The organism is Sphingomonas sp. CFBP 8760 (genome assembly GCF_014841615.1).
Classification (GTDB): domain Bacteria; phylum Pseudomonadota; class Alphaproteobacteria; order Sphingomonadales; family Sphingomonadaceae; genus Sphingomonas.
Genome location: NZ_JACYUG010000008.1, coordinates 126,094 through 139,447 on the forward strand (window position 1 = coordinate 126,094; position 13,354 = coordinate 139,447).

Sequence of the window (13,354 nt, forward strand, 5' to 3'; positions counted from 1 at the left end):
CAGCGCCGGTGATGACCGATCCCAGCCCCGCCGCACTGGCCGCCAGCCTGACGACCCTGCTCGACGTGGAGGAGATCGACGTCGACCTGTTCCGGGGCGCCCGCCAGCCGGGGGGCGAGGGGCGCGTGTTCGGGGGGCAGGTGATCGCCCAGGCGTTGCAGGCGGCACAGCGATCGACCGGGGGCGACCGGGTGGCGCATTCGCTCCACGCCTATTTCATGCGGCCGGGCGACGAGCATCATCCGATCGTGTTCCGCGTGGTGCGCGATTTCGAGGGACGCAGCTTCGCGACGCGCCGGGTGATCGCGACGCAGCGTGGCCAGCCGATCCTCAACATGGCCTGTTCGTTCCAGCGCCCCGAAGAAGGTCTGGCGCATCAGGATGCGATGCCGGTCGTCCCCCCGCCCGAGGAACTGGCCGACGAACAGGTGATGAGGGAGGCGATGGCGGCGCAACTGCCGCCGGCCGCGCGGGCGGTGCTGGTCCGCCCCCGGCCGATCGAGGTGCGGCCCGTCAGCCCGCGCAGCTGGATCGATCCCGGTCGCGGCGACCCGGTGCAGCATCTGTGGTTCCGGCTGTGCGCCCCGATCGTCGACGATCCGGCGATGCACCGTGCCGTACTGGCCTATGCATCCGACCTTGGGCTGCTGGGCACCGGGATGATCCCGCACGGCGTCGGCTGGCTGCACCCCAAGATGCAGGTCGCCAGCCTCGATCACTCGCTGTGGCTGCACGAGCCGTTCCGGGCGGACGAGTGGTTGCTTTATGCGATGCACAGCCCCTGGGCCGGGCACGCACGGGACTTCAATCGCGGTTCGATCTTCACGCAGGACGGTCGACTGGTCGCCAGCGTCGCCCAGGAAGGGTTGATCCGGCTGCGGGACTGACCCGTCATGGCCGCCGGGCGCCCGTCAGGCCGCGGTCTGCCCATATTCCTGTCGGATGACGGGATGGCTGGACGACAGGCCACCATCGACCGCCAGCGCCTGACCATTGACGTAGCTCGCATCGTCGGAGGCGAGGAACAGCGCGACACGGGCCAGTTCCTCCGCCTGCCCGCCGCGGCGCAGGGGATTGAGGCGGCCGATCCGGTCACCCTTGCCGACGGCGCGGGCGTGATCGAACACGGGCTGCGTCATGCCCGTCTCGGTCAGCCCGGGCAGCAGCGCGTTGACGCGGACGTTCGACCCGGACAGTTGCTGCGCGGCGACCTGCGCCAGATTGATGACCCCCGCCTTCGATGCCGAATAGGCCGGCGATCCGGCACCGGAGCGCAGCCCCGCGACGCTGGCGGTCAGCACGATCGCGCCGCCGCCACGTTCGGCAATGCGCGGCGCGGCGTGCTGGATCGCGAGGAACGGACCGATCAGGTTGACGCGCAACACCTCCGTCATCAACGCAACGTCGGTATCGAAGATATTGGCCATCCCGCCGGAAATACCGGCATTGGCGAACATCACGTCCAGCCCGCCATGTCGGTCGCAGGCCAGTTCGATCGCGGCGATCACGTCGCTTTCCGATCCCGCGTCCATCCTGATCGGGTGGGCGGCGTCGCCGATCGCGGCGGCGGTGTCCGCCGCGCCCGCACCGATGTCGGCGACGATCACGCGGGCGCCCTCGGCGGCGAAGGCGATCGCGGCGGCGCGGCCGATCCCCGATCCGGCGCCGGTGACGATGACCGATCTGCCCTGAAACCTCATGCCCCTGCCCTTTCCGCGAAACCCCATGCCGCCGCCGCCAGATCGCCGACCCGTGCCGCCGTCTCGTGCGCCTTGGCGCTGGAGGCGTTGCCGTCGATGATCCGGCGCTTGATCCCCTGCACGATCCCGGTCAGCCGGAAGAGGTTGTAGGCGAAATACCAGTCGAGTTGCGGCACGCCGTCGCGCCCGGTGGCGGTGCAGTACCGGGCGACCACCTCCTCCAGCGTCGGGATGCCGGTGGCGGGGCCGGTCATGCCCAGCACCCCCGAACGCCCCTCCGGCGCAGTGACCCAGTTCATCAGCAGATAGGAGAAATCGGCGAGCGGATCGCCCAGCGTCGACAATTCCCAGTCGAGCACCGCGACTACGCGCGGGGCATCCGCGGCGAAGATCATGTTGTCGATACGATAATCGCCATGCACGATCGCCGTGCGGGTCTGCGGCGGCAAGGTGCGCGGCAACCAGTCGATCAACCGCTCCACCGGCTCCATCCGTTCGGTTTCGGCGGCGCGATACTGCTTGGTCCAGCGGGCGACCTGCCGCTCGAAATAATTGCCCGGCCGCCCGTAATCGCCGAGCCCCGCCGCCACCGGATCGATCCGATGAAGCGCCGCCAGCGTATCGATCAGCGCCTCGTAATGGCGATGCCGTTCGTCCGGGGTGGCGTCCGGCATCGTCCCGTCCCAGATCGTCCGCCCTTCCACCAGCTCCATGACGTAGAAGGGTGAACCGATGACGGTCGCATCCTCACACAGCGCATGAGGTAGCGGCACCGGAAAGCCGGTGGGATGCAATCCGGCGATCACGCGATACTCGCGCTCGACCGCATGGGCGGAAGGAAGGATCGGCCCGAACGGCTTGCGCCGGAGCACATAGGGGCGTCCGGGCGTATCGAGCCGATAGGTGGGGTTGGACTGGCCGCCGGGAAATTTCCGCGCCGTCACCGGCCCGGCGAACCCGGCGACATGCGCGGTCATCCAGTCCGCCAGCCGATCGACGTCGATCCGGTCGCGATCGACGACATCCCCCTCGCCCCCCGACGTCATTGCGGAACGTGGTTGGTGTGCCGGCCGAACTCGGCGCGCGCGATCGATCGGTTATGCACCTCGTCCGGCCCGTCGGCGAAGCGCAGCGTCCGCACCGAGGCCCAGTCGTGCGCGAGCGAGAAATCCTCGCTGACACCGCCGCCGCCATGCGCCTGGATCGCATCGTCCAGAATCTGCAACGCCATCGTCGGTGCGGCGACCTTGATCATCGCGATCTCCAGTTGCGCCGCCTTGTTGCCCGCCTTGTCCATCATGTCGGCGGCCTTCAGGCACAGCAGGCGCGTCATCTCGATATCGATCCGCGCCTTGGCGATCCGTTGTTCCCAGACGCTGTGGTCGGCGATCCGCTTGCCGAACGCGACCCGGCCGAGCAACCGCTTGGCCATCGCCTCGATCGCGCTTTCGGCCACCCCGATCGTCCGCATGCAGTGATGGATGCGCCCCGGCCCCAGCCGCCCCTGCGCGATCTCGAACCCGCGCCCCTCGCCCAGCAGCACGTTGGCGGCGGGGATGCGGACATTGTCCAGCACCACCTCGCCATGGCCATGCGGCGCATGGTCGTACCCATAGACCGACAGCATCCGCTCGATCGTCACGCCGGGCGTGTCCATGTCGAGGATCATCATCGACTGCTGCTGGTGGCGCGGGGCGTCGACATCGGTCTTGCCCATCAGGATCGCGACCTTGCACCGCGGATCGCCGACCCCGGAGGACCACCATTTGCGGCCGTTGACGACGTAATCGTCGCCGTCGCGCACCATCGCGGTCTGGATATTGGTCGCGTCGGACGAGGCGACCTGCGGTTCGGTCATCAGGAACGCCGACCTGATCTCGGCATTCATCAGCGGCCGCAGCCAGCGTTCCTTCTGCTCGCGCGTACCGTAGCGCAGGAACACCTCCATATTGCCGGTGTCGGGCGCCGAGCAATTGAAGCATTCCGACGCCCAGCCGATCCGCCCCATCTCCTCCGCACACAGCGCATATTCGAGGTTGGTGAGCTGCGTCCCCTCGAACGCGAAGCTGTCGTCCACCGGGGGGCGGCCCGAACGGGGCGGCATGAACAGGTTCCAGAGGCCCGCCGCGCGGGCGCGTTCCTTCACCTCCTCGATCACCGGCAGCACCTTCCACCGCTCGCCTTCATGGCTCTGCGCTAGATACTCGCCGTGACGGGGGCGGATGTCGGCGTCGATGAACGCCCTTACCCGGTCCCGGAAATGGGTTTCGCGTTCGGTCAGGGTGAAATCCACCGCGTTGCTCCGCTTGATCGTGACGGACGACCCCTAGACCGTACCCGATCTTCGGTAAAGGCCGACAAAGCGAGCCACAGCAAGCAGGTTCGACAATACCCGAAAAGGGACTGGTCCGATGACGCGAAGCTGATAGATAAGCAGGATGCAGGCAGGAGATACGGGCGAAACGGGTACGCGGCGGTTCCGCGCCAAGCGGGATGCGATCCTGGCGGCGGCGGCGGAGGCGATCAACGAGCAATCGGCGAAGGGCATGACCTTCGCCGACGTGGCGCGACGCGTCGGGCTGAACACCACCAGCGTCACCTATTACTTCAAGCGCAAGGAGGATCTGGCCGCCGCCGCGTTCGAGAACACGCTCGACCGGCTGATGGAGATGCTGGAGACGGCGCTGGCGGAGCCGACCCCCCGGGAACGCGTCGCCCGCTATCTGCGGCTGAACATCGATCGGCTGGAACGGATCGAGCGGGGCGACGAAACCGCGTTTGCCGTGCTGTCGGACCTGCGCGCCACCGAAGACCCGATCCGGACCCGGTTGATGGCCGGCTGGCAGCAGGTGTTCCGCACCACGCGGCGGCTGTGGGGCGATCCGGTCGCGAAGCCGCTGAAGGACCTGGCGAGCGCGCGGGCGCATGTGCTGCTGGAAAACACCTTCTGGTTGCCGATGTGGATCAGGCGTTACGACGCCGATCAATATGGCCGGATCGAGCAGCGGCTGATGGACGTCTTCGACCATGGCATCGCGCAGCCCGACGCCCGCTGGGCGCCGACCATGCTCGACCTGAGCCATGACGAAGCGGAGCCGGGGCGGGCGGCCTTCCTGCTGGCGGCGACTCGGCTCATCAACCAGCTGGGCTATCGCGGCGCCTCGGTCCAGCGGATCGCGTCGGAGCTGAACGTGACGAAGGGCAGCTTCTACCACCATCTCGATGCCAAGGACGAACTGGTCACCGCCTGCTATCGCCGCTCGTTCGATACGATCGCGGAGGCGCAGGCACTGGCCGACGCCGGGAACGTCACGCATTGGCAGCGTCTCGCCAGCACCGTCGCCACCTTGCTCGACGTGCAGTTCGCGGAGACGACACCGCTGTTGCGCACCACCGCGCTCAGCGGGCTGCCGATGGGCGTGCGCGATGCGATGGTCGATCGGTCGAACCGCATCGCCCGCCGCTATGCCGGCACGATCATGGACGGCGTGGCGGAGGGATCGTGCCGCCCGGTCGATGCGCTGGTCGCCGCGCAGGCGCTGATGGCGTTGCAGAACGCGGCGTTCGACATGCGCAAATGGGCCGCGACGATGCCCCGGGATCGCGCGGTGGCGATGTATGCCTCCACCCTGCTCTATGGCCTGTTCGACGACCGGATGGCGGCCGAGTAGCCGCCACCCCTGTCCTACAGCCTGACGATCCCGCTATGGTGCGGGACGATGCCTGCTTCCGGGACGGCATATCGCCGCCGCCATCGGGCGAAAGGTCGCGACGGACCCCTGTAGGATGCGACGTTCGTGACTTTCCGATGGCGCCCGGCCGGGGCCGCCACCATCTTGGCGGTCATCGCAACAGGAGCATGCTCGTGATCGACCTTCATTATTGGCCCACCCCGAACGGACACAAGATCACGCTGTTTCTGGAAGAGGCGGGCCTGCCCTATCGCCTCGTCCCGGTAAACATCGCCAAGGGCGCGCAGTTCGAGCCCGATTTCCTCGCGATCGCCCCCAACAACCGGATGCCGGCGATCGTCGATCACGATCCGGCCGATGGCGGCGCCCCGCAGTCTGTCTTCGAATCGGGGGCGATCCTGCTCTATCTCGCCGACAAGACGGGGCAGTTCATGCCCGCCGATCCGCGCGGTCGGGTGACGGTGACCGAATGGCTGATGTGGCAGATGGGCGGACTTGGCCCGATGCTCGGCCAGAACCATCATTTCAACCGCTACGCCCCGGAAAAGATTCCGTACGCGATCGACCGATATGTCCGCGAAACCAGCCGGTTGTACGGCGTGCTGAACAAACGGCTGGAGGGGCGGCCGTTCATCGCCGGGGATTATTCGATCGCCGACATGGCCTGTTATCCCTGGATCGTCCCGCATGAGGTGCAGGGCCAGACGCTGTCCGATTATCCGCACCTGCAGCGCTGGTTCGACGCGATCGCCGCCCGGCCCGCCACGATCGCCGCCTATGCCAGGGGCAAGGAGATCAGCGACAACGAGATCGCCGACGATGAGGCCCGCAAGATCCTGTTCGGGCAGGGTACGCGCTGACGGCAGGCGGGGCCGGCGGCGGTCGGTCCCGCTTCCCTTCGTACAAATTGCGACAGTTGAAGCATCGCGCTGACACACCGACGCGACAGCGGGCGCCGATATCGGCTGGCGGCGGGACGGTCCCGCCGATCCTTGCGGAGACCGACCGATGATCCTTTCGCTCATGCTCGCTGCCTTGGCGCAGGCCGCCCCTGCCACGCCTGCCGCCACGTCCCCTGCCCCGCCGCCCGCCGGACGGATGATGGACCTGCGCACGGCGGATACCAATGGCGACGGTATCGTCACTAGGCAGGAGTCGCTGGCCCGTGCCGATGCCCTGTTCGCCCGCATGGATACCGATCGCAACGGCACCGTCTCCGTCGACGAACGCAAGGCCGCGACGGCTGACGGCGGATCGCCGCAGGGCGGCCGACGGGGCGGGATGGACGATGGCGACCTGACGGCGGCCCGGATGCGCGAGATGGCCGGCCGGCGCTTCGACCGGGTCGATGCGAACGGCGACGGCAAGCTGGATGCCGCCGAACTCGCCGCCGCGCCCACCGGCCCGCGCGGCGACCGACGCCGCGATGACGGGAACCGGTAACGATCGCCGCCGTCCGGCACGGGCGGCTGTTGGCAGGAGACATCGCGATGCTAGAACCCGTGGCCATGGGAGATCAGCCGCACCTGTTGCTCGTCGATGACGAGCGTTCGATCCGTGAACCCCTGGCGGTCTATCTGACCAAGCAGGGGTTCCGGGTGACCCAGGCGGGAGATGCCGAAAGCGCACGCGCGCGGCTCGCCGCCTATGCCATCGATCTGGCGATCATCGACATCATGATGCCGGGCGAAGACGGGTTGAGCCTGTGTCGCCACATCGCCGCGACCAGCGAGGTGCCGGTGATCCTGCTGACCGCGAAGGCGGAGGAAACCGATCGCATCGTCGGGCTGGAGATGGGCGCGGACGATTATGTCGTGAAGCCCTTCTCCCCCCGCGAACTGGCGACGCGGGTGAAGGTGGTGCTGCGCCGGACACAGGCGGGCGGCGCCCGGCAACGGGCACCGGACAGCGGCGCTCATGCCTTTGCCGGCTGGGTGCTGAAATCGGGTGAGCGGGCGCTGATCGATCGCGAAGGCGTGTCGGTGCCGCTGTCGACGGGCGAATTCAACCTGTTGCTTGCGCTGGTCGCCCGGCCCCGACAGGTGCTGACCCGCGATCAGTTGCTCGACCTGACGCAGGGGCGCGAGGCGGCGGCATTCGACCGGGCGATCGACAATCAGGTCAGCCGCCTCCGCCGCAAGATCGAGACGGACCCGCGCAATCCGGAGATCATCAAGACGGTCTGGGGCGGCGGCTACACGCTGGCGGCGGAAGTGACGCGGTTGTGAGCATGGCCCGAACGGCCGCCGCCCGGATGTGGCCGCGCAAGCTGGCCGGGCAGATGACGCTGCTGATCGCGCTGGCCTTGTTCGTGGCGCAGGCAATCAACTTCACGATGCTGCTGCGCGAACGGCGCTATTTCGCTCTCACCCAGATCACCGGCCCGGCCGCGACCCGCTTCGCCGATGCCATTGAGCGCGGGTCGCAGGGGCGTCCGCCGGTGGCGGATCGTGGCCGGGTACGCTTGGTGCCACGCAACCCGGTGCCCGTGGGGCGCGAGCGGGAACCAGAGGTGGAATCGAACCTGCGAGCCGCCTTCGCCGAATCGGGGGTTAAGGTGGGCAGGATCGTCACCGGGCTGGCGCCGTTGCGCGCGGACAACCCGCTGTTGCGGCGAATGCCCGCCGACCGCCAACGCTATATGATGCGGGTCGCCGACGAACTGACGATCGCGGTGGAGCGGCCGGGGCTCGGCTGGCTGGTGCAGCGGATGCCGTGGGGGCACCGCGACATGGGGCTGATCTGGCGGCTGGCGGGGCAGACGCTGATCCTGTTCGTGATCGTGCTGCTACCCGTGCTGTGGGCGGCCCGGCGCATATCGCGTCCGTTGCGCGATCTGACCACCGCGGCGGAGCGTTTCGGGTCGGGCACGCCGGTGGTGCCGGTCGCCGTGACCGGGCCGGACGACGTCGCGGCGCTGATCGCCGCGTTCAACGCCCTGCGGCTGCGCGTTACCGCGATGCTGGACGAGAAGGACCGGATGCTGGGTGCGATCGGCCACGACCTACGCACCCCGCTGGCGGCGCTGCGGGTGCGGATCGAATCGGTCGAGGACGAGGCGGACCGGACACGAATGGCGGAAACGATCGCCGACATGAACCGGACGCTCGACGACATCCTGTCGCTGGCGCGGCTGGGCAGGCCCAGCGAACCGATGACCGATGTCGATCTCGCCGCGCTGGTCGATGCCGTCGTGGAGGATTTCCACGATCTGGGTGCGCCCGTCGCGTTCGAGGAAGCGGCGCGGTTGCGGATGCGGCTGCGGCCCACGCTGATGCGGCGCGCGGTACGCAATCTGATCGAGAATGCGGTGAAATACGGCGGATCGGCCGCGGTGTCGGTGGAGGACGGCGCGGAACGGGTGGCGATTATGGTGGCCGATGACGGTCCCGGCATTCCCGATGACCGGCTGAACGACGTATTCGATCCCTTCACCCGGCTGGAAACGTCGCGGAACCGCGATACCGGCGGGATCGGCCTGGGCCTTGCCCTGGCCCGTGCTATCGTGCGGGACGCGGGGGGAGAAGTCGTTCTGGCCAACCGGGCCGGGGGTGGATTGACCGCCACCATCATCCTGCCGCGATAGCACCGTTTCGGCGGCGACGCCGTTAATTGTTTATTGCATTTCCTTTACCATACCGCATATTCAGTATATCGGTTTAAGCGTCAGCACGAAGAGGCTGGCCCTGAGAGGATTCGATGATGGTTCGTGCTGCCCGCGTTACAAACCCGCTTTCCCGTGCACTGGGTGCCGGTATAGCGATTGGCGGGGTGTCGGCCGCTTTGTTCCTGATGACGGATATCGGTGTCGCGAAAGAGGGTTATGCCCATGCGACGTTGCGGCAGGCGGTAAGCTCGACCGCCGGACGCTGACGGAAATCGGCGCGACATGGCATCCTGGTCGCCATGTCGTCCTTACGAGTGACGCAACATCCATCCGCAAGGCAGGTAAGGCGGCACGGCGCGATGGCTATGCCGCCTCAGGTCGTTTCCTGCACGATATCATGAGGCTGAAAATCGGCCTGATCCGCCGCCGCGATCAAGCTGTGTCCGGTTTCGCGCGCCGCCTCCGGCGTCATCGCGACGGCAACGCCGCCGGGGCCATCCAGCAGGACCACACCGCTTTCGGCGGTCGCCTTTCCAGCGACGGTTTCCGGTTCGAGCCTGGCCATCTCCCCGTCCTCCGAAATCATCGCTGCCACCATTGCGTATGTGTCATAACCCGCCGCGCAGATAGGCGGGGTCGAATTGTCCCAACGCGGTCAATTGCTTCCAGTTCACGATGGTGACCTGCCCGGCGCGGAATATCATCAACTCGCGTTCACGCAGGGAACGCAGGACACGGTTGACGTGTACCCCGGTCAGGCCGCACGCCTCCGCCACGTCGGCCTGTTTCAACGGCAGCAGGAAGCGATCGTTTTCGACCATGCCCACCATGTCGAGCCGCACCTTCAGCTCACACATGAAATGGGCGATCCGCGCCTCGGCATCCAGCCGCCCCATCCGGAATATCCATTCGCGATGAACCGACGCGTCGAGCAACGTCGAGAACCACAGCATCCGGGTAAGATGCGGGCGCGTCTCGACGATCTCTTCCAGCGTGTCGTGCGTCCATGACGCGATCCTCGCCGGGCTTAACGTGGCGACGTCGTGGTCGAGCCGTTCCATCGGAAAGGCGTGGAGGTCGACGAAATCTCCCGGCACATGGATCGCCACCAGCTGCCGATAGCCGGAATGATCGTCCATGTACCGGCACATGAATCCGTCAAGCAGCAGGGTGCTGGTCCTGACCCGGTCACCGGCCCGGACCAGGGTATGACGGTTCGGCAAATCCCGTACCCGGTCCATGGTTTGATCGAGCAGGGTCAGTTCCTCCTCGCTCAACCGGTGCCGGCCACGTCCGCGCAAGAATTTGTCGGTGACGCGTTCGGTCGTATCAGCCCTCATCGATCCTCCATGCCTTCCGACCGACAAACGGATTGATCCGTGTCTATTCGTGCAACCGCCATGTTTCCCAATGGTTGCGTTGCCATCATGTACCCGATTTCGTTCCAGAACAATCATCCGCTCGCGCGATCCTTCATCGCATCGGTCGAGCGTCCCGACTTCCCGTGCGTCGGCGCCAAATCGGCGCTGGGCAAGGGCCAGATGGATATCCTCGTCGCCCGCGATATCACCTCCGCCTGGGACGACATGCGGATCATGCCGGCGCTGGCGGCCACGGTCGCCCGCTACCGGGCCGACCGCGCGCTGTTCCGGACGATGATCGTGCTGTTCGAGGGGCCGTCGGAGTTGAGCGAGACCGAGTTCGAACGTCACCTGTGGGCGCGGGCGCAGTCGCTGTCCGACAAGGACGAATGGCTGGGCTATCTGCCCGATCCCACCGTTTCCTCCGACCCCGACGATCCGCATTTCTCTCTCAGTTTCGCGGGCGAGGCGTTTTTCGTCGTCGGCCTTCATCCTCAGGCGAGCCGGCCGGCCCGGCGGTTCGAAACCCCGGCGATGGTGTTCAACCTGCACGACCAGTTTCAGGTGCTGCGGGAACAACAGCGATACGAGAAGCTGCGGTCGGCGATCCTGACGCGAGACGAACGGCTGGCCGGTTCGGCGAACCCGATGCTGGCCCGCCACGGCGAACTGAGCGAAGCGCGCCAGTATAGCGGCCGCGCGGTCGATGCGTCGTGGAAATGCCCGTTCCAGCGGGGTGCGTCGCATGGGTGATCCCGTCGTCATCCCGCCACGATCGGGTGCCGCCTTTACGCTCGACCGGGGCCAGACGCTGACCGTCATCGATCCGGAAGGGCGGCAGGTGTCCGATCTGCTCGCTTTCGCCCGTGACGACCTGCGCGAGGTGATATCGTCGGGACGGACGCTGGATTATGCCAACCGCATCTATCTGACGACCGGCGACCGGCTCTATTCCAACCGCAGTAACGTAATGCTCGACATCATCGAGGATCGGGTCGGGCGCCACGATTTCCTGCTGACACCGTGTTCGAAGGACACGTTCCGGATCATCTATGGCGATACCGACCCGCATCGCGGCTGCTTCGGCAACCTCGCGGCGGCGCTCGAACCTTACGGCGTTGCACCGGATGCCATCCCGGTGGCGTTCAACTGTTTCATGAACGTGCCCGTCGACGGAGCAACGGGCAGCTTCACGGTCGAGCCGCCATTGAGCAAGGCGGGCGACTTCATCACCTTCCGTGCCGAGATGGATCTGGTGATGGCGCTGACGGCGTGTTCGGCGCTTCAGTCGAACGGGGGGTCGTTCAAGCCCATCCAGTATCGGATCGACTGAACGCCCTCCCCCGCGTCGTTCCGGATTTGGTCAGAACCGGAACGACAGCCAGCCGGCAAAGAAGTCCGAATTGGCGTAGCCCGCCCGGGTCAGGGCCGGTCCGGCGATCAGATGCTCGTAGCGGCCGGTGAAGCTGATCCGGGAGGTGATCGGATAGACCGCCTGGAAGCGCAGCGTGTCGGCGATCTTGCGACCACTGACGTTCTGCGTGCCGGCAAACGCAGTGCCGTTCGCACGGTAGACCGCGTCGGTCGTCGTATCCCGCCACGACAACTGGTATTCCGCAGTCATACGGATTTTGCCGAGTGCGGTGAAGGTGAAGTTGGGGGCGACCGCGATCAGGTTGGTCGGGGTCGCGAACAACTGATAGCTGTAATAGATGTTGTTGCCGAAGGGCGCGAGCGAGTTGCGCAGCTTGCCGGTGCCATAGGCACCGCCGCCGCTGGCATAATCGGCATGGATGCCGACCCGCGGCGCGGTGCGATCCTTGCCCAGCTTGTAGGTCTGCGCCAGCAGGACGAGCCACGCATCGATCGGTCGGCCATCGTAATTGCCGCTCTGATGGTTGATGGTCCAGTCGAGGTTGACCGGCCCGACATCGCCCCAGAAATGCAAGCCATAGAAATTGCGTTCCTCGCGCCGGGTGGTGGTGCCCCACACTGCCGCGCTGTTGCGCAGCCGCCAGAAGAACGGATCGAGATACAGCTTCGATTTGCCGAACAATGTGGTGGGCAGCACTACGCCGCTGGAGATGCCGGAAAAGCGACGGCCATCGTCGGTGATATCGTCGCCGGTGCCGCCCACGCCCAGCCGGGTGGTCTTGAAGTCGAACACGTCCGCGCGCAGCGTCTTACCCCGCGCCCAGCCACGGAAGCCGTTGAACACGAAAAAGATGGTATTGTTGTCGCGCGGGACCACCATCAGATTGGGTCCGTCGGCAAAGGTCTGGCGGCCGTAACGGACGCCGAGATTGGCGCCGGCGACATCGCCGGTCACATCGACGAAGGATTGCTGCACGACCAGATCGTTGCGCAGCGTCGCGGCGACCGTGCCGAGGTTACGCCCGGCCAGACCGCCATGCGCCAGTTCGCCGAACAGCCGAACATGCTTGCCCAGATGAAGATCGGCACCCCCGACGATCCGGTTGATGTCCTGTCGCTGCGCATCGCTTTCACGCAGATTGGGATTGGTCGTCTCGTTGACGCGAAGGCGCAGTTCGCCCGACAGGGTCAGGTAGATGTCGCCCTTGTCGCTGAAAGGGATGAACTTCAGCCGATCGAGGAAATCGTCGCGTTTCTTGGGATCGCGATAGCGGGTCCAGTCCTCTGCCCAGCGCGACTGGTTATAGCCGCCCGTCGTCACGCCGTCCCCCGCCGCTTCGGCCGGGTACGATTCCGCGATGGGCGAGGCGGCGGTCGGGTTGGCCAGTTCCTTGGGATTCTGGGTCTGTGCCGGCGTGGAGGGTAGATCCGTGGCGGTTGCAGGCTGATCGGCGGTGGCGGCGGTGGCGGCGGCTGCCGGTGTAGCAAGGCACAGCAACAGGGCGACCGCGCCGAGCGGCCGGGTGATGGTCTTCATGGCGATGGGATCCTTGGGATCGAAGGCGGAGGAAATGACCGGTCGGTGCGCTGTCGGGATGCGATGCCCGTACCAAATGCTCT

General features: G+C 66.5%; 15 protein-coding genes. 9 read left to right on the forward strand and 6 right to left on the reverse strand.

Annotated features, from left to right (window positions below):
- Positions 1–11: 11 nt before the first annotated feature.
- A complete protein-coding gene (locus IFT82_RS11950) occupies positions 12–887 on the forward strand; it encodes an acyl-CoA thioesterase (RefSeq protein ID WP_192126973.1) in 876 nt (291 codons plus the stop codon).
- 24 nt (positions 888–911) lie between these two features.
- On the opposite strand, the gene IFT82_RS11955 is transcribed toward IFT82_RS11950, so the two are convergent.
- Genes IFT82_RS11955 through IFT82_RS11965 form a run of 3 tightly spaced genes read right to left on the reverse strand, consistent with a single transcriptional unit; the run spans position 912 to position 3,993 of the window.
- Positions 912–1,700, reverse strand: coding sequence for an SDR family NAD(P)-dependent oxidoreductase (locus IFT82_RS11955; protein ID WP_192126975.1), 789 nt, complete (start codon positions 1,698–1,700; stop codon positions 912–914).
- Complete coding sequence (locus IFT82_RS11960) at positions 1,697–2,746, reverse strand: phosphotransferase family protein (RefSeq protein WP_192126978.1); 1,050 nt, start codon at positions 2,744–2,746, stop codon at positions 1,697–1,699. The genes IFT82_RS11955 and IFT82_RS11960 overlap by 4 nt, the downstream gene beginning before the upstream one ends.
- Complete coding sequence (locus IFT82_RS11965) at positions 2,743–3,993, reverse strand: acyl-CoA dehydrogenase family protein (RefSeq protein WP_192126980.1); 1,251 nt, start codon at positions 3,991–3,993, stop codon at positions 2,743–2,745. Before IFT82_RS11965 ends, IFT82_RS11960 begins: the two co-directional genes overlap by 4 nt.
- 145 nt (positions 3,994–4,138) lie before the next feature.
- Here IFT82_RS11965 and IFT82_RS11970 point away from each other — a divergent pair, with 145 nt between their 5' ends.
- From IFT82_RS11970 to IFT82_RS11995, 6 genes are all read left to right on the forward strand, one after another.
- A complete protein-coding gene (locus tag IFT82_RS11970) occupies positions 4,139–5,371 on the forward strand; it encodes a TetR/AcrR family transcriptional regulator (RefSeq protein ID WP_192126982.1) in 1,233 nt (410 codons plus the stop codon).
- A gap of 194 nt (positions 5,372–5,565) precedes the next feature.
- On the forward strand, positions 5,566–6,252 hold the full coding sequence (locus tag IFT82_RS11975) for a glutathione binding-like protein (RefSeq protein ID WP_192126984.1): 687 nt from the start codon (positions 5,566–5,568) through the stop codon (positions 6,250–6,252).
- Positions 6,253–6,400: 148 nt separating this feature from the next.
- Positions 6,401–6,835, forward strand: coding sequence for an EF-hand domain-containing protein (locus IFT82_RS11980; protein ID WP_192126986.1), 435 nt, complete (start codon positions 6,401–6,403; stop codon positions 6,833–6,835).
- A gap of 65 nt (positions 6,836–6,900) precedes the next feature.
- The gene (locus tag IFT82_RS11985; protein WP_192127068.1) at positions 6,901–7,620 is read left to right on the forward strand and encodes a response regulator; all 720 of its coding nucleotides are present in this window, start codon (positions 6,901–6,903) and stop codon (positions 7,618–7,620) included.
- A 2-nt stretch (positions 7,621–7,622) separates the two neighbouring features.
- Positions 7,623–8,978 carry a sensor histidine kinase gene (locus IFT82_RS11990; RefSeq protein ID WP_244646710.1) on the forward strand — a complete coding sequence of 452 codons (1,356 nt, stop codon included), beginning with the start codon at positions 7,623–7,625 and terminating at the stop codon, positions 8,976–8,978.
- Between the two features lie 113 nt (positions 8,979–9,091).
- Positions 9,092–9,265: a hypothetical protein gene (locus IFT82_RS11995; RefSeq protein ID WP_192126988.1), complete on the forward strand. Its 174-nt coding sequence runs from the start codon at positions 9,092–9,094 to the stop codon at positions 9,263–9,265.
- Between the two features lie 107 nt (positions 9,266–9,372).
- Here the strand turns inward: IFT82_RS11995 and IFT82_RS12000 are convergent, their stop codons facing one another.
- Together IFT82_RS12000 and IFT82_RS12005 are read right to left on the reverse strand one after the other, a co-directional pair.
- The gene (locus IFT82_RS12000; RefSeq protein ID WP_244646711.1) at positions 9,373–9,564 is read right to left on the reverse strand and encodes a hypothetical protein; all 192 of its coding nucleotides are present in this window, start codon (positions 9,562–9,564) and stop codon (positions 9,373–9,375) included.
- Between the two features lie 43 nt (positions 9,565–9,607).
- Positions 9,608–10,339 (reverse strand): Crp/Fnr family transcriptional regulator, encoded by a 732-nt coding sequence (locus IFT82_RS12005; protein WP_192126992.1) that lies wholly within the window; start codon positions 10,337–10,339, stop codon positions 9,608–9,610.
- 87 nt (positions 10,340–10,426) lie between these two features.
- Here IFT82_RS12005 and gntA point away from each other — a divergent pair, with 87 nt between their 5' ends.
- Positions 10,427–11,113, forward strand: a complete 687-nt coding sequence (gene gntA, locus IFT82_RS12010; RefSeq protein WP_192126994.1) for a guanitoxin biosynthesis heme-dependent pre-guanitoxin N-hydroxylase GntA — start codon at positions 10,427–10,429, stop codon at positions 11,111–11,113.
- On the forward strand, positions 11,106–11,693 hold the full coding sequence (locus IFT82_RS12015; RefSeq protein ID WP_192126996.1) for a DUF1989 domain-containing protein: 588 nt from the start codon (positions 11,106–11,108) through the stop codon (positions 11,691–11,693). The genes gntA and IFT82_RS12015 overlap by 8 nt, the downstream gene beginning before the upstream one ends.
- 30 nt (positions 11,694–11,723) lie before the next feature.
- Here the strand turns inward: IFT82_RS12015 and IFT82_RS12020 are convergent, their stop codons facing one another.
- The gene (locus IFT82_RS12020; RefSeq protein WP_192126998.1) at positions 11,724–13,271 is read right to left on the reverse strand and encodes an alginate export family protein; all 1,548 of its coding nucleotides are present in this window, start codon (positions 13,269–13,271) and stop codon (positions 11,724–11,726) included.
- Positions 13,272–13,354: the final 83 nt, after the last annotated feature.